This window comes from Gordonia sp. G4 (genome assembly GCF_057770005.1).
Window position 1 is genome coordinate 5,450,365 of record NZ_CM173442.1, and the last position, 16,154, is coordinate 5,466,518.

Sequence of the window (16,154 nt, forward strand, 5' to 3'; positions counted from 1 at the left end):
CCTTCCCTTCCACAACCCGTAGGTGAACCATGCCCGCACATGCCTCGACCACACTCCCCCGGACCACCGAGTCCGCACCAGACGACGCCAACGCTCAGCCCGGCAGCGATCGATCCAGCGGTGCTCAACTCGACAGGGCCGCCGGATTACTCGCCATGCTCGAGGAGACGACCACCGAGCAGCGGTCCCATGACCAGCTCGAGGCGCTCACGCTCGCCGTCGCCGCCGACCTCCCGGTCCTGCTGTGGGGTGAACCGGGGATCGGTAAGACCGCGGCGCTCACGCAACTCGCCGCGTCCCTGGATCTGCCCCTCACGACCGTGATCGCGAGCGTCCACGAACCGTCGGACTTCTCCGGACTACCCATCGTCGGCGACGACCCGGCGACTCGGGGCGTTCCCATGGCGCCGCCCGACTGGGCCGTCCGACTCGCCGACGCGGGCCGCGGACTGCTCTTCCTCGATGAGCTCTCCACGGCACCTCCCGCGGTGCAGGCGGCGCTCCTGCGACTCGTGCTCGAAAGACGAGTGGGCGCACTGCAACTGCCTCCCGAAGTCCGGATCGTTGCCGCCGCGAACCCACCGTCGTCGGCGGCGGACGGCTGGGAGTTGAGCGCACCGCTGGCCAACCGATTCGTCCACCTGCACTGGACCCACGACCACGAGGTCGTCGTGCGCGGTCTCGGAGGCACCTGGCCCACGGCGACATTGCCGACCCTGGACCCGGAGAAGTTCCCCAGTGCTGTTGATTTCGCCCGCCGCGCCGTGTGCACACTCCTGGCAGCGCGGCCCGCGCTGGTCCACAAGCTTCCGGGAAGCCAGACCCGTCGGGGCGGCGCCTGGCCGTCGCCGCGAAGCTGGGCCGCGACGGTGCGACTGATCGCGTTCGCCACAGCCGCCTCCGCGTCATCCGACGTGCTCTCGCTGCTGATCCGCGGCACGGTCGGCGACGGGCCCGGCTTCGAACTGCTGGCGAGTATCGATCACATGGATCTCCCGGACCCCGAAACGCTGCTCGCCGATCCGTCCGCGGTCACGCTCCCCGATCGAGGCGACCTGCGTCAGGCCACACTCGATGCCGTCGTCGCGGCGGTTCGGCGCCGACCCGACCGCGACCGGTGGGACGCCGCATGGGAAGTGCTGGCCGTCGCGGTGCAGACAGGCGCTCCCGACCTCGTGGTGGTCCCGGCGACCACCCTGGCGAGCCTGCGCCGGGACGACTGGCAGATCCCCAGCACGATCGACCAGCTGGCCGGGGTGGTGTCGGTGTCTCGCGCAGCCGACGACGCCGCCGAGCGGGTCGCCGCTCGACCAGGGCGGGGCCGGATGCGATGACGATGAGCGAGGCACCGGCGTCGACGGCATCGGAGTCGATCTCGGACAAGATCTACGTGGCTCGCCTGCAAGCGGTCCGCGCCCGGCCGTACATGGCCACCGCGTTGTACGCCCTGCACCTCGTCGAATCGCCGCGCGTCCCGACCATGAGCGTCGACCGCCACTGGCGCTGCTATCTGTCGCCCGCCTTCGTCGCGAGCCGACCCGAGGAGGAGATCGCAGCACGCCTGGTACACCTGGTCTCTCATCTCCTCCGGGATCACGCGGGCCGATGCGACCGCTATGCCGACGACCACGACACCGACGGTCCGTCGGAACGGTTGCGGATGAACATCGCCGCCGACTTCGAGGTCAACGACGACGTATACGGGGACGGACTCATCACGCCCGACGACGCCGTCCACCCATCCGCGCTCGATCTGGACACCGGATTGCTGATGGAGGACTACCTCCGGTGGTTCAGCCTGGGCCCGGGAACCGATGAGATGGCCTGGCTCGAGTGCGGTAGCGGAAGCGACGGCCGTCATCGGGACTGGGAAGTGGGACCGGATGGCGCCGACGGTCTGAGCGATCAGGAACGCGAAGCCGTCCGGTTCGCGGTGGCGACGTCGATCTCCGACCGCGCAGGCGACGTGCCGGCCGGCTGGCGGCGGTGGGCACGCGACGCCGTGCACCCGCCACAACCCTGGCAGGCACTACTGGGCGCCGCGATACGAGCCGCGGTGTCGACCTCCGGTGTCGGAGACGACTACACCTACGGGCGGCCGGCGAGACGGTCGGTGGCGGTGCCCGGCGTGATCGTTCCCAGCCTTCGGCGCACGCCACCGAAGGTGAGCGTCGTCATCGACACCTCGGGGTCGGTCAGTGATGCCGAACTCGGCAGCGCCCTGCTCGAGGTGGCCGCCATCTCGCGCGCCGTGAGCGGCCGGCGTGACCGGCTCACCGTGGTGTCGTGCGACGCCGCAGCGCATGTCGCACAACCCATCTGCCGTGCGGAGCACATCCCGCTGCACGGCGGCGGTGGAACCGACCTGCGCACCGGGTTCGACAGCGCCCTGCGTACCCGACCCGACGTCGTCGTCGCACTGACCGACGGCCACACCCCGTGGCCGAGTCACCGGCCCGGCTGTCGCACCATCGTCGGTCTCTTCGCGCGCGACCACCGTGCGTATGTCCCGCTCACCGGTTCGCCCGTCTCCGGATTCGGGGGCGGTGGCGCCCATCCCGGCGGGTGGTCGGCGCCACCCGACTGGGCCCACGTCGTGCGCATCGGTGAGGCGGGTCGGTGAGCGCCCTTGTGCCGTCGGCTCGTTGGCAGAACTGTCGCGATCGTCGTTCCCGGAGGTGCCTGCCGCGACCGGCGACGAATTCTCATCCCCCTCAGCGGTATCGAAGGGCACATTGCCCTTCGACCGTGCTCACGGGGACGAGAATTCTCGAGACGACCTATAGGAGCGCATTCCCAGCGGCCCGGGCCACCCGACCCCGAGGCGGTCATTCCGCCGGCTACAGTCTCGTCGCGGACTACTCTGACCGCCATGATCACCGCAGTGCACACACTGATCTACTGCGACGACCCGGAGGCCGCACGCACCTTCTTCCGCGACGTGCTCGGCTTTCCGCACGTCGACACCGGCGGTGGATGGCTGATCTTCAAGACCGGCCCCAGCGAGATGGGCGCCCACCCGAATGCGTGGGAGCACGAAGGGACCGCCGGACGCACCGACCAGAAGTTCGACGTGTCGTTCATGTGCGACGATCTCGAGTCCACGATGCGCGAACTCTCGGCGCGCGGCGCGGAGTTCGCCGGCGCCCCGACCGACGAGGGGTGGGGCGTCACCGTCGGACTCAAGGTTCCCGGCGCCGGCGAGATCACCCTGTACGAGCCGAAATATCCACCGCCCGCGCTCCGGTGATCCGTCGGGACCGGTGGTCGAGCGTGGCTCATTCGGTTGCATGAAACGCGACGATCCGGCACGTCGCGCGCGGTAATCTCCCGAGGTCACCGAGCGCATAGGAGCCGACCGTGGGCAGTCCCTACGACCCCAACCAGCCGACCGCCATGGGTCCGCAGGGGCCGCAGCAACCCGGATGGCCGCCCGCCGGCGGTCACCAACCCGGTGGGCCCCAGGCGGCTCCGGGTCAGCCCCACTCGGGGCCGTACGGTCAGCAACCGTATGGTCAGCAGCCATATGGCCAGCAACCCTTCGGACAGCAGCCATACGGCCAGCCGTACAACCAGCAGTTCGGCCGGCAACCCCCCGCCGCCGACCTCTGGCGGTGGCAAGAAGTGGTGGATCATCGGAGGCGGTGGACTCGTCCTCGTATTGATCGTCGTCGTGGCGGTGGTGCTGGCTCTGACGCTGAGTGGTGGCGACGACGAGCCGTCGGTCCCCACCGCCTCAGCACTCGATCTGGTCCTGCCCGAAGACCAGTTCCCGGACATCACAGGCGATTTCACCACCGAGACGGGTGCCACCGACGACGATGGCAGCACCGTCGACAACGAGAAGTGCAAGACGCTGGTCGACTCCCAGCAGACCACCGGAGAACGCGCCGAACGCGAGCTCACCGAGACCTCGTCGTCGAGCGAGATCCTCTTCGGCCTCGACAACTACAGCGCCGACGTCACCAAACCGGCCGACAGCAGCTACGACGAATTCGACGAGATCCTCTCCGCCTGCTCCTCTTTCACGCTGACACTCGACGACGGCGACGTCCCGGTCGCACTCACCCTCGAGAAGGTGGACCTGCCCATCGACGACGACTACAAGGCCGTTCGGATGACCGGCGCGTACGAGGTCAGTGGGTTCGAGCTCAATCTGGCGGGGATCATCGTGATCGGCGAGGAACGAGGCGTGTCGTTCTCGGTCACGCACAACACCATCGACGACACTCCGCCCGCCATGGATTCCGAGGTCAGCAACAACCTGGCCGAGATGTTCGCGGCACAGCGACAGGTCATCAAGGACGCCGCTTAGGCGGCACAGCCGGGTCACCGAGAACCTGGGCCAGCGCGACCGGGTCGTCGAAGACGCTCATGTGCCAGGCGCCGGCACGAACGACGAATTCCGAATCCGGGATACGACGATGCATCGCCTCCATCGAACCGACGTCGGACACCGTGTCGTGTTCGGCCGCAACCACCGTCGCCGGACACGCGATCGAGGGTGTGCGCTGCGAACAGTCGAAGCCCGCGATCGCGCGCAACGCCGACGCCCAGGATGCCCGGTCCGCGGTGGCCACTGCCTCCCGCGCATACCGGACGACCGGGCCGTCGGCCTGCAATTCACCTGTGCTGAACCAACGTCGGAGTGCGCCGTCGACATCGACCGAGCCGGCCTCCACGGCGGCGGCCACTGCATCGAAAGCCGGGAAGGGAGTGTCTCGGGTGCACAGAAGCGTGAGGCGCGACACGAGATCGGGCCGCGCGATCGCGAGTTCCAGGGCGACCTGTCCGCCGAACGAATGCCCCACCACATGCCAGGGCCCTTGCAGCTCAGCCGAATCCGCGACCTCCGCGGCCAATCGAGCCTGCAGGTCGGCGTCGGTGTAACCGGGTGGCGGAGTGATCTCCGGACTGATCACGTGTCCGCGTCGTCGACCCATTGCGATATCTGTCAGCATTCACTAACGTTAGCGACGGCCGACTAATCTGACACAAGGAGTCATCATGGGAGCACCCGTCGCGTTCTTCGAGATCACCTCGAAAAACCCCAGCCGCCTCATCACGTTCTATCGCGAGCTGTTCGATTGGACCGTCGACGAGAGCCACGGACCGGAGTACTCGCTGGTCGACACCGGTGCGGGTGAGGGCGCCGTCGGCGGCGGCATCGGTGCCGTGTCCGACCCGGCCGGGGCCGGCGGGGTGAGTGTGTACATGCGCGTCGATGATCTGCAGGCATCCCTCGACCGGGCCGAGACACTGGGCGGCACCGCACTCGTGCCGCCCACGGAGCTGCCGGACGGCTACGGCCGCTTCGCGATGTTCGCCGACCCCGACGGCAATTCGATCGGGCTCTGGACGTGACCGACAAGATGCCGGGCGTCGACGAGGCCCTGCGCGCGATGGCCGAGCCCCGCCGCCGCGCCATTCTGGAACTCGTATCCGGCGAGGAGCTGTCCGCGGGCGACATCGCCGCACGGTTCGACGTCAGCCGTACCGCGATCTCCCAGCACCTCACGGTGTTGAAGGACGCCGGGCTGCTCGCCGAGCGGCGCGAGGGAACCCGGCGCATCTACCGCGCCCGACCCGAGGGCATCGATCAACTGCGCGACCTGCTCGACGACATGTGGGCGTCATCTCTCGACGTCGCGCGGCAACTGGTCGAGGCCGAACGCGGACTGACCGACGACGACGAGGTGAACAGTGCCGGGTGAACGCAGAGTCGACGAATCCCCCGGCGGTGGCGGCGGTTCCGTTCTCCCGCTGCGGCGTCCACCGATACGGCAGTCCACCACCGTCCGCAGCGACCTAGACCACGTCTTCACCACCTTCGTCCGAACCATCGGGGTCTGGTGGCCGTTGCAGCCCATGTCCATCGGCGGGGGTCGTGCCCGCACCGTGACGATCGACGAATACACGGGCGGGCGGGTCTTCGAGACCTGGGACGACGGCACCACCGCCGAGTGGGGCCGTCTCGCGGTGTGGGAGCCCCCGAACCGTTTCGTCATGTCGTGGTTGAACACCCCGGAGCCGACCGAAGTCGAGTTGGCGTTCACCTCTCTCGGCCCGGCCCTGACGCGAGTGTCCGTGGAACACCGCGGCTGGGAGCGCCTCAGCGAGGATCAGTTGCGCGAAGACTGCGCCGCGCCAGGCGGTTACAGCTCCGGCGCGTACTCCGGCGGCTGGGCCGCCGCCCTGGCGGCATCTGTCGCCGTCATCGAATCCACACCCACCTGAACAGAGGAAGCCCATCCCATGTCGCACTTCGTGTACAAACTCGTCCCGCCCAGGCCGACCTTCGGGCCCGGCGACATGTCCGATGACGAGGCCGCCATCATGGGCCGGCACGGCGCGTACTGGTCGGGGCTGCTCGCCGACGGCACCGCGGTCGTCTTCGGACCCGTCGTCGACCCGGCCGGGAACTGGGGCCTGGGCATCGTCCGCACGGACTCCGAAGACGAGGTCCGGGCGATCAGCGCCGCCGACCCGGCCATCACCTCGGGCCTCGCGCGCGTCGAGATCCTCCCGATGCCCGTCGGTATCGGACGGGACTGATCGGACCCGAACAACGACGAAGCCCGTTCCGACATCGGTCGGAACGGGCTTCGTTCAGTGGGACTCCTGATTGAGTACTCAAAGCATGAAATCGCAGGTCGTAAGGTGGAAGCTACCGTTGAGCTGGCACTCGCATGTGTGCGTGAGCGCCAAGAGTCGGGCAAACCGGACCGTTTGAGTAAGCCCGCACCTGTGAAAGTGCGGCGGCTCGAGCCGCATGACATCGCCCTCATCTGCCAGCTCTACGAGGACGGTAAGACGGTCTACGAGGTAGCTGCGGAGGTCAGAATCAGCCGGCAACGCGTCTCGAGCGCCCTGAAGCGAGCGGGCGTGCAGATGCGGCGACGCTCCCCTACGGCCAAGCAAGTCGATGAGATGAAACTGCTGTACGAGCAGGGCCTGTCACTGGCACAAGTCGGCGAACGAACCGGCTTTGATCACGGCACCGTCCGGCACCAGCTGCGTGCAGTCGGCGTCACCATGCGGGATACAAAGGGGCGGTCCGCTCAAGCTGAAACTCAGGCGGAGCTGTCACAGTGAAGGAGAACGGGTGGGCAGAAAGCGAGCACTTCATGACCACCGCACTCACCTACCTGCGTGTCAGCAGCACCAAACAACTCCGACCCGATCTCGGTCCCGAAGGACTCTCCATCCCCGCCCAGAGAGCGGCGTGCGAGGCAACCGCCCGCAAGCTTGGTGTGACCATAATCGAGGAGTATGTCGAACCCGGACGGTCTGGGACCACCATCACGGCACGGCCAGCACTACAAAGCTTGCTCGACAGAGCCGCCAACGACTCGGGCGTCGATCATGTCATCGTCTACGACCTGTCTCGTCTCGCCCGGAACCGAGCCGACGACGTCGCCATCGTCACGCAGCTTGCCGCGAACGGCGTCAAGCTGATTAGCACGGCCGAGAACATCGACGAAACGCCCGTCGGCCAGCTCACCCACGGCCTGCTTGCTGCAGTCAACGAGTACCGCTCCGCACGGGACGGCGTCGATATCTCGTACAAGATGCGGCGGAAAGCTGAGCAGGGCGGCACACTTGGTCAAGCACCCATCGGCTACATCAACACGATCGAGCGGCGAGGTGGCCGTGACATACGTGGGATCGAGATCGACCCGAAGCGCTGCCCGCTGGTTCGGGAGGCCTTCGAGGTCTCAGCAACCGAGGCCCACCGCCTGGCCGGCCGCTTGCGGTTTGCGTGTCTGCCCACCCCAGCCACCCTCGACGGGTTCGACTATGACGCCGCACCCGGTGTGGATCGCCACCTCATCCGCGAGCTGGGTACCTGCGCCTACCTGGAATCAGCGACCAACGTGCTGCTCATCGGACCACCCGGGACCGGTAAGACACACGGGACTGCTGCACGGATAGGTGACATCTGATCTGGCTTGCCTTCGGGCGGTCGGGAAGGATGTAGCTGTGCCCAAGCCGTACCCCCAGGAGTTCCGTGACGATGTGGTCCGGGTGGCCCGTGATCGTGGAGAAGGCGTCACGATCGAGCAGGTCGCCAACGACTTCGGTGTGCACCCGATGACGCTGCACAAGTGGATGCGACGCGCGGATATCGATGAGGGCCGCAACCCTGGCGTGACCTCGACCGAGTCCGCTGAACTACGCGAGGCCCGCAAGCGGATCCGGTTACTCGAGCAGGAGAACGAGGTACTGCGTCGCGCGGCGGCATATCTGTCGCAGGCGAACCTGCCGGGAAAAGGCTCTACCCGCTCGTGAAAGAGCTCGCCGCCGACGGGATTGCCGTGGCGGTGTCGTGCCGGGTACTTCAGCTCTCCCGCCAGCCCTACTACCGGTGGCTGGCTGCTCCCGTTATCGATGCGGAGCTGACCGCGGCGTATCGGGCGAATGCCCTGTTCGATGCCCACCGCGAGGATCCGGAATTCGGGTACCGATTCCTCACCGGGGAAGCCGCCACCGTGGGTGAGTCGATGGCCGAGCGGACCGCGTGGAGGATCTGCCGGGACAACGCCTGGTGGTCGGTGTTCGGCAAGAAACGAGGCCGTAACGGCCGACGACCGGGACCACCAGTCCATGACGAACTGGTCCAGCGCAACTTCACCGCCGAGGAGCCAAATCGTTTGTCTGACCGATATCACCGAACACCACACCGGTGAGGGCAAGCTCTATCTGTGTGCGATCACCGACGTCTACTCCGGGCGGATCGTCGGCTACAGCATCGACTCGCGGATGAAGTCCCGGCTGGCCGTGGCAGCATTGCACAGCGCAGTGGCCCGTCGTGGTGAGGTGGCCGGTTGCATCGTTCACTCCGATCGGGGATCGCAGTTCCGATCGCGAAAATTCGTACACGCCTTGAACACTCATGGACTAACGGGGTCGATGGGCAAAGTCGGAGCGTGCGGAGACAACGCCGCGATGGAGAGCTTCTTCGCACTCCTGCAACGCAACGTCCTCGACCGCCAACGCTGGGACACCCGTGAACAGCTTCGAATCGCGATCGTCACCTGGATCGAACGGACCTACCACCGCCGACGCCGGCAAGCTCGCCTCGGTCGGTTGACGCCCATCGAGTACGAAGCAATGATCAACACCGCCGCTGCCGCGGCATGACAACCAAACTGTCACCTATCCGTGCAGCAGTCCCAAGCTCGTGAAGCTCCAACAGCAGAGAGAAGAGCTCGTAGCGAGCCAGAAGACGGAGGACGACGGTCTACAGACCGGGGCACGGCACATCCGCAACTGCCTCAAACTGCTGACTGACCCTCACGCCCTGTACGGTGCCGCGTCAGATGACGTCCGCCGCCAACTGAACCAGACCATCTTCACCGGCCTGTACGTGTTCGATGATGAGGTCGTCGCAGACGCCACAACCGCGTCTGTCAGCGGACTACACAAGCTCGAACGGTCCTGGGTCACTAACGGACGAACCGGCCACCCCAAAGGGGGACCGGTTCAGTCTTCGCGCTCTGATTTGAGTAGCCTCACGGCACCCATTTACGAGGGCACCGATTTGAGTAAGGCTCAAATGGTGGAGCTAAGGGGACTCGAACCCCTGACCCCCACACTGCCAGTGTGGTGCGCTACCAGCTGCGCCATAGCCCCGTATTTTGTTGTTCCGCCCTGTTCAAGGGCACTGGCGAAGTTACACCATCTCAGCGACGGCAACCAAATCGCCAGGACTCCGGCCGGGCAGGTCCGGGCCGGAGTTCTGGACGATCAGAGCTCAGGAGTTGCCACCGCCGAGGATGCTGTCGAGCCAGGCATTGCCCTCCAGCACGCCGTCGACGGGCTTGCCGTCGTGCAGCACGGTCGGGGTGCCGACCTGGCCGCCGGTGGCCTTCGACAGTTCGTCGGTCGACTTCTGCGCGTTCTCCTCGGCCTGGGCGACCTTCGCGTTGTCGGTGATGCAGGTCGCGGTCGCCGGCGTCGCACCCTGCTCGGTCGCCATTCGAGCGAGTTCCGGGCTGGTGATGTTGCCGGTGCCGTCCTCGGGCGGCTGCGCGGCGAACAGTGCGCTGTGGAACCGGAGGAACAGATCGGTGTTCTGTTCGTCGGCCACGCAGGCCAGCGCGCCGGCGGCTCGCGAGCTGTAGTCACCGGTCGCCGATCGCGAGTTCAGGAAGTGCAGCGTGTGGTAGCGCACGCGGAGTTTGCCCTCGGTGACGGCCTTGGTGATGGCCGGCCCGGACTGCTGCTCGAACACCTTGCACACCGGACACATGGGGTCCTCGAAGACGTCGATCAACGGGGCGGTCTCGGGGCCGACGATCATCGTCGAACTCGACGCCAGCGCGGCCTGATCGGTCTCACCCTCGCCTCGTCCGCTCCACCAGATCCCGCCGATGACGAGCCCGGCGATCACCAGGATCGCCACACCGCCGAGCACGTACGTCATCGTGTTCGACGGCGCGCTCGGCTGATACTTCGAGTTGGACGTGCGGGGCACCGATGCTCCCGGCTTGCGCTTCTTGCTCACATTCCGACAATAACGGCGGCGCGCTGAAAATTGTCTGAGGGATCGTCGGGCCCGGGGCGGGCCCGCAGGTCAGCTCCCCAACGCCGCGTCGACGACCTGTTGGGCCTCCTTCTGGACCTGCGCGAGATGGTCTGTGCCCTTGAAGGATTCGGCATAGATCTTGTAGACGTCCTCGGTACCCGACGGGCGTGCCGCGAACCAGGCGTTCTCCGTCGTCACCTTGAGGCCACCGATCGGGGCGCCGTTGCCCGGCGCCGACGTCATGATCGCCGAGATGGGTTCACCGGCCAGCTCGGTCGCCGTCACCTGCTCCGGCGACAACTTCGACAGCACCGCCTTCTGCTCCCGACTGGCCGGCGCGTCGATCCGCGCGTAGGCCGTCGTCCCGTACTGCTCGGCGAGTTCGGCATATCGCTGCGACGGCGTCTTGCCCGTCACCGCGAGGATCTCCGACGCCAGCAGCGCCATGATGATGCCGTCCTTGTCCGTCGACCACGGACTGCCGTCGAACGTCAGGAACGACGCGCCTGCGCTCTCCTCGCCGCCGAAGGCGACCCGACCGTTCAGCAGGCCGTCGACAAACCACTTGAAACCGACGGGGACCTCGAGCAGCGGGCGGCCGATCCCGGCGACCACCCGGTCGATCAGCGACGACGAGACGAGCGTCTTGCCGACGGCCGCCGACTCCGACCACTGCGGACGATGCGTGAACAGGTAGTCGATCGCGACCGCCAGATAGTGGTTCGGGTTCATCAGGCCGGCGTCGGGCGTGACGATGCCGTGGCGGTCCGAGTCGGCGTCGTTGCCCGTCGCGATGTCGTAGGAGTCGCGGGCGGAGATCAGCGAGGCCATGGCATTGGCCGACGAGCAATCCATCCGGATCTTGCCGTCGGTGTCGAGGGTCATGAACGAGAACGTCGGGTCCACGGTCGGGTTCACGACCGTCAGATGGTCGAGGTTGTACCGGAACGCGAGGCCGGCCCAGTACCCGACCGATGCCCCGCCCAGCGGATCGGCACCGATCCGGACCCCGGCGTCGTGGATCGCCTGCATGTCCACCACTTCGCCGAGTCCGTCGATGTAATTGAGCAGGAACGAATAGTCGTGGACGTGCTCGCCGCCGCGGGCACGGTCGAACGGGATGCGCGCGACACCCTCGAGTTTCTGCTCGAGAAGCTCGTTCGCCCGCGCCGCGACCACCGAGGTGATCGACGTGTCCGCCGGCCCCCCGGTGGGCGGGTTGTACTTGAACCCGCCGTCGCGGGGCGGATTGTGCGACGGCGTCACGACGATGCCGTCGGACAGCACGCCCGGGTTGTCCCGGTTGAACATGAGGATGGCGCGACTGACTGCCGGGGTGGGAGTGAACGAGTCGCTCTCGGCGGTGTAGACGGTGACCTCGTTGGCCGCGAGCACCTCGAGTGCGGTGCGCCAGGCCGGGACCGAGAGAGCGTGGGTGTCGAAGCCGATGAACAGCGGTCCGGAGATGCCGGCCGAACGGCGATAGTCGACGATCGCCTGCGTCGTCGCGAGGATGTGGGCTTCGTTGAACGCGTTGTCGAAGCTCGATCCACGGTGTCCCGAGGTCCCGAACACGACCTGCTGCAACGGGTCCGACGGATCGGGCGTGTTGTCGTAATAGGCACGCACCAAGGCGTCCACATCGACGAGATCTTCGGGCAGGGCCAAGGTACCAGCGCGAGGATGTGCCATGACCGCGATTCTGCCACCCCGCGCGCCGTTCGCCCGGTTGACGAACCGATCCGTCCGGCCGCGGGAACCGAATCGCTACGGTGAGACGAACGTCGACGCCGCATCGGAGGAACCCGCACACATGCTGATCTCGGGATTGTCGGGGCTGTTGTCACCCGAACGCTGTTCCCCCGGCCTGCTCGTGCTCGTCCTCCCCGGCGGCACGGACAGCAGTCACAAACCCTTCAGTCCCTGGCAGCCGTCCGCGCTGCGCATGTACCCGTTCACGTGGTCGCTGCAACTGCGTTTCGGCCGGTCGGTGCGCGTCCGTCAGGTCGGCTACCGCGTGTACGGCTGGAACGGCGACGAGAACTCGCCCATGCTCCCCGCCCGTGCGGCGCTCGACGAGATCTGCCGGCGTCACCCGGGCGTGCCGGTCGTCGCCATCGGACATTCGATGGGCGGACGTGTGGCCGCGCACCTCGCCGCCGACCGTCGGGTCATCGGCGTCCTCGGGCTGGCGCCGTGGTGGCAGTTCGCCGACTGGCGGCACATCCAGCCCGGTGCCCGGGTCGTCGCCGTGCACGGTGACGCCGACACCCGCACGCTGGCGAAGCGGACCCGCAAAGGGATCGACGAGCTGTCGGCCCTGGGAGTCGACGCCGAGTTCATCCCGGTGCCCGGCGGCGGTCACGCCATGCTCGACCACATCGGGCTCTGGCAGCGCAGCGCGCTCGACTTCGTCGGCGAACGACTCTCCGCTCTGCGCCGCGCCTGATCGGTCGGCGCCGTTCGGTCAACGCTTCGGGCGGGCTCCGGCCAACTCGTCGATGTACCCGGGATGGAACTCGATGTACTTCTCCCCTGCGAGCACATACAGCGGGTCGTCGCCGGTCTCGCCATAAGACTGTTTACGGAGTTCGGTGCGCATGTTCTTGAACGTCGAGGTGTGCTCCAGCGCCTGGACGATCCGGACGAACAACGGCACCGCATACGCGGGCAGACCGTCGCGCACATGCCGGGCCAGCCCGTCGGCGTCGAACGTCTCGCCCTCGCGCAGACTGATCGCGGCCATTCCCGCCTTCCCGTCGACGCCGGGAACCGGCACACCGAAGACGACCGCCTCCTCGACGGCCGGATGGGCGTCGAGCACCGCCTCGACCTCGGTGGTGGCCACGTTCTCGCCCTTCCAGCGGAAGGTGTCGCCGATGCGGTCGACGAAGCCGATGTGTGAGAAACCCTGATCGCGGACGACGTCACCGCTGTTGAACCACTTGTCGCCCTTACGCTTCGCGTCGCGGACGATCTTGCGCTCGGTCGCCTCCGGGTCGGTGTACCCGTCGAACGGCACACGCGAGTTGATCTGCGCCAGAAGCAAACCGGTTCCGCCCCTGCCGACCGGTTTCACCCGCCCGTCGGGATCGCGCAGCGGCTCCCCGGTCTCCTCGTCGTATTCGACGATCGTGTAGGGCAACGGCGAGAACCCGGCCGTCTTGGACAACCCGAAGACGTTGATGAAACCGATGTTCGCTTCACTCGCCGCGTACAACTCGACGATGCGGTCGATACCGAATCGCTCGGTGAACGCGTCCCAGATGTCGGGGCGCAGACCGTTGCCGACGGCCAGCCGGAGTCGGTGCGCGCGATCGGTCGGCTTCGGCGGTTGCGCAAGCAGATAACGGCACAGCTCGCCGATGTAGGCGAACGCGGTGGCGTCGTTCTCGATGATCTCGTCGATGAACTTCGACGCCGAGAACTGCCTGCCGATGGCCAGGCAGGCACCGGACGCGAGGACCGACGACACCGAGATCGTGAGAGCGTTGTTGTGGTAGAACGGCAGCGCGGTGTACATGACGTCGTCACCACGCAAACGGATTCCCAGACCGCCGATGCCGTTCATCGCGACCAGCCAGCGATAGTGGCTCATCTTGCTGGCCTTCGGGTAACCCGTTGTGCCCGAGGTGAAGATGTAGATCGCAGTGGAGCCGACCTCGATCGATTCGGTGACCGGTCGGTCGAGCGGCGAACACCGTGCGGTCAGCGTCGTGAGCTCGGCGAAGGTGTACTCCTTCGCCGGGCGGCACCCGGCCGGCACCGACTCCAACGCTTCCAGCAGATCATCTTGGTAGAGCACCACTTTCGGCTCGATGAGCCCGAGGCTGTGCTCCAGCACCGCGCCGCGCTGATTGAAGTTCAGCATCCCGCAGATCGCCCCGATCTTGACGATCGCCAGCATCGCGATGACGACGTCGGGATGGTTTCGCGACAGCACCGCGACCACGTCACCGCGACCGACACCTTCCCGGACGAGGAAGTCCGCGAGCCGGTTCGCATGGGCGTTCGCCGCGCGGTAGGAGATCGACGACCCCTCGAACCGGAGGAAGTCCCGATCGGGGTACTTCTGCACACTCTGCTGAAACCGCTTGCCGATGGACATCTTCGTGGTCGGCGGTTTGGGCAGCATCTCCGGCAGCGTCCGCAGGATCGTCCCGGCGTCACCGCGTAGCGACGCGACTCCCGACACCATGTCGACCAGCCGGATGTCCGGCAGGAGTCCCGTTCCCGACGCGTGATCAACCATGTTTCTCCAGCCTCCCCGATGTGTTGGACGCCACACACCCTAGCCGGAGTTCGGCGTCAATGAAACAGTGGAGGCGAATCGTTCCATCGGCGTCGAGGCTTGGCGAGCTCTCGGTGACCGGCCACACTGTCCTGATGACCGATACCTCGCCGCGACCGACGAGCGAACACCCCGCCGGCCCCCTCGACGGCGTCACCGTCATCGAGTTGGGCACGCTGATCGCAGGCCCCCACGCCGCACGGTTGCTGGGTGACATGGGCGCCGAGGTCATCAAGATCGAGGCGCCGGGCAAGCCCGACCCGATCCGCACCTGGGGGCAGGCCGAGGTCGACGGCCATCGGTTCTACTGGACGGTCCACGGACGCAACAAGAAGGCGGTCACGCTCGACCTGCGGTCGGATCGAGGTCGAGACCTGTTCCTCGATCTCGTCGAGCGTGCCGACGTCGTCGTCGAGAACTTCCGTCCCGGAACACTGGAGCGGCTGGATATCGGCCCCGAGGTGCTGTCCGCGCGCAATCCGGGCATCGTCGTGGTGCGTGTCTCGGGTTATGGCCAGACCGGACCGGATTCGACGCGCGCCGGGTACGCCTCGGTCGCCGAGGCCGCCAGCGGGCTTCGGTACCTCAACGGGTATCCGGGACAGCTCCCGCCGCGGCTGGCCCTGTCCCTGGGCGACACTCTCGCCGGCATGTTCGCCGCGCAGGGCGCACTCGCCGCACTGTACCGGCGTTCGGTGACCGGCAAGGGTCAGGTCGTCGACACCTCACTCATCGAATCCTGTGTGGCCGTGCAGGAATCGGCCATCGCCGACTACGACGCCGGCGGTGTCGTGCGCGGCCCGTCGGGTACCCGGCTCGACGGCATCGCGCCGTCGAACCTCTACCCGACCAGCGAGGGCACCCACGTCATCATCGCCGCCAATCAGGACTCGGTCTTCGCGCGGCTCTGCGCGGCGATGGGGCAGCCCGAACTCGCGACCGACGACCGGTTCGCCGATCACGCCGCTCGCGGACGCAACCAGGACGAACTCGACGCACTCATCGGCGACTGGTCGCGGCAGTTCACGCCGGAGAAGCTGACCGAGGTGCTCGGCGCCGCGGGAGTGGTTGTCGGACCGGTGAACTCGGTTGCCGAGGTGGTCGCCGACCCGCATCTGCGGGCGCGCGGGATGATCGCCGAACACTACGACGAACGCGCGCAGCGCACCGTGCTCGGGCCCGGCGTCGTGCCGCAGTTCAGCGACACTCCCGGTGGTATCCGCAACGCCGGTCCCCCGGCCCCCGGCTGCGACAACGAGGACGTCTACGGCGGGTTGCTGGGGTTGTCGGACGAGGAGATCACGGCGTTGCGAGCAGCCGGAGTCATCTGAG

Annotated in this window: 18 protein-coding genes, 1 tRNA gene and 2 pseudogenes; 16 read left to right on the plus strand and 5 right to left on the minus strand. The window is 67.0% G+C overall.

Annotated elements, in window-relative coordinates; all coding sequences use genetic code 11:
* Positions 1-29: 29 nt before the first annotated feature.
* The 4 genes from AC3B5T_RS24710 to AC3B5T_RS24725 all read left to right on the plus strand — a co-directional run bounded on the left by AC3B5T_RS24710 (position 30) and on the right by AC3B5T_RS24725 (position 4,315).
* Positions 30-1,334 (plus strand): AAA family ATPase, encoded by a 1,305-nt coding sequence (locus AC3B5T_RS24710; RefSeq protein ID WP_055476651.1) that lies wholly within the window; start codon positions 30-32, stop codon positions 1,332-1,334.
* The gene (locus tag AC3B5T_RS24715; protein WP_055476652.1) at positions 1,331-2,623 is read left to right on the plus strand and encodes a vWA domain-containing protein; all 1,293 of its coding nucleotides are present in this window, start codon (positions 1,331-1,333) and stop codon (positions 2,621-2,623) included. Before AC3B5T_RS24710 ends, AC3B5T_RS24715 begins: the two co-directional genes overlap by 4 nt.
* Positions 2,624-2,872: 249 nt before the next feature.
* Positions 2,873-3,250, plus strand: a complete 378-nt coding sequence (locus AC3B5T_RS24720; RefSeq protein WP_055476653.1) for a VOC family protein — start codon at positions 2,873-2,875, stop codon at positions 3,248-3,250.
* A gap of 276 nt (positions 3,251-3,526) precedes the next feature.
* Entirely contained in the window at positions 3,527-4,315 is a 789-nt protein-coding gene (locus AC3B5T_RS24725; protein ID WP_231632781.1) for a hypothetical protein, read from the plus strand.
* Here the strand turns inward: AC3B5T_RS24725 and AC3B5T_RS24730 are convergent.
* Positions 4,299-4,961, minus strand: a complete 663-nt coding sequence (locus AC3B5T_RS24730) for an alpha/beta fold hydrolase (protein WP_055476654.1) — start codon at positions 4,959-4,961, stop codon at positions 4,299-4,301. The two genes, AC3B5T_RS24725 and AC3B5T_RS24730, sit on opposite strands and share 17 nt — an antisense overlap.
* A 46-nt stretch (positions 4,962-5,007) precedes the next feature.
* Between AC3B5T_RS24730 and AC3B5T_RS24735 the strand changes: the two genes are divergently transcribed.
* From AC3B5T_RS24735 to AC3B5T_RS24780, 10 genes and pseudogenes are all read left to right on the plus strand, one after another.
* Complete coding sequence (locus AC3B5T_RS24735; RefSeq protein WP_055476655.1) at positions 5,008-5,364, plus strand: VOC family protein; 357 nt, start codon at positions 5,008-5,010, stop codon at positions 5,362-5,364.
* Positions 5,361-5,714, plus strand: a complete 354-nt coding sequence (locus AC3B5T_RS24740; RefSeq protein ID WP_231632782.1) for an ArsR/SmtB family transcription factor — start codon at positions 5,361-5,363, stop codon at positions 5,712-5,714. The genes AC3B5T_RS24735 and AC3B5T_RS24740 overlap by 4 nt, the downstream gene beginning before the upstream one ends.
* The gene (locus AC3B5T_RS24745) at positions 5,704-6,237 is read left to right on the plus strand and encodes an SRPBCC domain-containing protein (RefSeq protein ID WP_084817315.1); all 534 of its coding nucleotides are present in this window, start codon (positions 5,704-5,706) and stop codon (positions 6,235-6,237) included. The genes AC3B5T_RS24740 and AC3B5T_RS24745 overlap by 11 nt, the downstream gene beginning before the upstream one ends.
* Before the next feature lie 18 nt (positions 6,238-6,255).
* Positions 6,256-6,555, plus strand: coding sequence for a YciI family protein (locus tag AC3B5T_RS24750; RefSeq protein ID WP_055476656.1), 300 nt, complete (start codon positions 6,256-6,258; stop codon positions 6,553-6,555).
* A 105-nt stretch (positions 6,556-6,660) separates the two neighbouring features.
* Positions 6,661-7,095 (plus strand): helix-turn-helix domain containing protein, encoded by a 435-nt coding sequence (locus AC3B5T_RS24755; protein ID WP_156354324.1) that lies wholly within the window; start codon positions 6,661-6,663, stop codon positions 7,093-7,095.
* Between the two features lie 32 nt (positions 7,096-7,127).
* A pseudogene (locus AC3B5T_RS24760) lies at positions 7,128-7,586 on the plus strand (recombinase family protein); the annotation flags it as partial.
* 120 nt (positions 7,587-7,706) lie between these two features.
* Positions 7,707-7,916: pseudogene (locus AC3B5T_RS24765) on the plus strand (ATP-binding protein); the annotation flags it as partial.
* Between the two features lie 67 nt (positions 7,917-7,983).
* A complete protein-coding gene (locus AC3B5T_RS24770; RefSeq protein ID WP_488358059.1) occupies positions 7,984-8,292 on the plus strand; it encodes a transposase in 309 nt (102 codons plus the stop codon).
* Positions 8,289-8,690: a hypothetical protein gene (locus AC3B5T_RS24775; protein WP_488358801.1), complete on the plus strand. Its 402-nt coding sequence runs from the start codon at positions 8,289-8,291 to the stop codon at positions 8,688-8,690. Before AC3B5T_RS24770 ends, AC3B5T_RS24775 begins: the two co-directional genes overlap by 4 nt.
* Entirely contained in the window at positions 8,608-9,144 is a 537-nt protein-coding gene (locus AC3B5T_RS24780) for an IS3 family transposase (protein WP_488358060.1), read from the plus strand. Before AC3B5T_RS24775 ends, AC3B5T_RS24780 begins: the two co-directional genes overlap by 83 nt.
* 416 nt (positions 9,145-9,560) lie before the next feature.
* Here the strand turns inward: AC3B5T_RS24780 and AC3B5T_RS24785 are convergent.
* The 3 genes from AC3B5T_RS24785 to pgm form a co-directional block, all read right to left on the minus strand.
* Positions 9,561-9,636, minus strand: a tRNA-Ala gene (locus AC3B5T_RS24785).
* A 121-nt stretch (positions 9,637-9,757) separates the two neighbouring features.
* On the minus strand, positions 9,758-10,510 hold the full coding sequence (locus AC3B5T_RS24790) for a DsbA family protein (RefSeq protein ID WP_044507057.1): 753 nt from the start codon (positions 10,508-10,510) through the stop codon (positions 9,758-9,760).
* 69 nt (positions 10,511-10,579) lie between these two features.
* Positions 10,580-12,223, minus strand: a complete 1,644-nt coding sequence (gene pgm, locus AC3B5T_RS24795) for a phosphoglucomutase (alpha-D-glucose-1,6-bisphosphate-dependent) (protein ID WP_055476995.1) — start codon at positions 12,221-12,223, stop codon at positions 10,580-10,582.
* Between pgm and AC3B5T_RS24800 the strand changes: the two genes are divergently transcribed.
* Entirely contained in the window at positions 12,222-12,980 is a 759-nt protein-coding gene (locus tag AC3B5T_RS24800) for an alpha/beta hydrolase (protein WP_156354366.1), read from the plus strand. The two genes, pgm and AC3B5T_RS24800, sit on opposite strands and share 2 nt — an antisense overlap.
* An 18-nt stretch (positions 12,981-12,998) precedes the next feature.
* Here the strand turns inward: AC3B5T_RS24800 and AC3B5T_RS24805 are convergent, their stop codons facing one another.
* Positions 12,999-14,783 (minus strand): long-chain-acyl-CoA synthetase, encoded by a 1,785-nt coding sequence (locus AC3B5T_RS24805; protein ID WP_055476996.1) that lies wholly within the window; start codon positions 14,781-14,783, stop codon positions 12,999-13,001.
* Between the two features lie 134 nt (positions 14,784-14,917).
* Here AC3B5T_RS24805 and AC3B5T_RS24810 point away from each other — a divergent pair, with 134 nt between their 5' ends.
* A complete protein-coding gene (locus AC3B5T_RS24810; protein WP_044508103.1) occupies positions 14,918-16,153 on the plus strand; it encodes a CaiB/BaiF CoA transferase family protein in 1,236 nt (411 codons plus the stop codon).
* Position 16,154 lies beyond the last annotated feature (1 nt).

Excerpts from the sequence above, each read along its gene's own strand:
- AC3B5T_RS24800 (WP_156354366.1), top strand. The coding sequence starts at position 12,222 with ATGACCGCGATTCTGCCACCCCGCGCGCCGTTCGCCCGGTTGACGAAC.
- AC3B5T_RS24725 (WP_231632781.1), top strand. The coding sequence starts at position 3,527 with ATGGCCAGCAACCCTTCGGACAGCAGCCATACGGCCAGCCGTACAACC.
- AC3B5T_RS24750 (WP_055476656.1), top strand. The coding sequence starts at position 6,256 with ATGTCGCACTTCGTGTACAAACTCGTCCCGCCCAGGCCGACCTTCGGG.
- AC3B5T_RS24810 (WP_044508103.1), top strand. The coding sequence starts at position 14,918 with ATGACCGATACCTCGCCGCGACCGACGAGCGAACACCCCGCCGGCCCC.
- AC3B5T_RS24780 (WP_488358060.1), top strand. The coding sequence starts at position 8,608 with ATGACGAACTGGTCCAGCGCAACTTCACCGCCGAGGAGCCAAATCGTT.
- AC3B5T_RS24710 (WP_055476651.1), top strand. The coding sequence starts at position 30 with ATGCCCGCACATGCCTCGACCACACTCCCCCGGACCACCGAGTCCGCA.
- pgm (WP_055476995.1), bottom strand. The coding sequence starts at position 12,223 with ATGGCACATCCTCGCGCTGGTACCTTGGCCCTGCCCGAAGATCTCGTC.
- AC3B5T_RS24720 (WP_055476653.1), top strand. The coding sequence starts at position 2,873 with ATGATCACCGCAGTGCACACACTGATCTACTGCGACGACCCGGAGGCC.
- AC3B5T_RS24805 (WP_055476996.1), bottom strand. The coding sequence starts at position 14,783 with ATGGTTGATCACGCGTCGGGAACGGGACTCCTGCCGGACATCCGGCTG.
- AC3B5T_RS24715 (WP_055476652.1), top strand. The coding sequence starts at position 1,331 with ATGACGATGAGCGAGGCACCGGCGTCGACGGCATCGGAGTCGATCTCG.
- AC3B5T_RS24730 (WP_055476654.1), bottom strand. The coding sequence starts at position 4,961 with ATGCTGACAGATATCGCAATGGGTCGACGACGCGGACACGTGATCAGT.
- AC3B5T_RS24735 (WP_055476655.1), top strand. The coding sequence starts at position 5,008 with ATGGGAGCACCCGTCGCGTTCTTCGAGATCACCTCGAAAAACCCCAGC.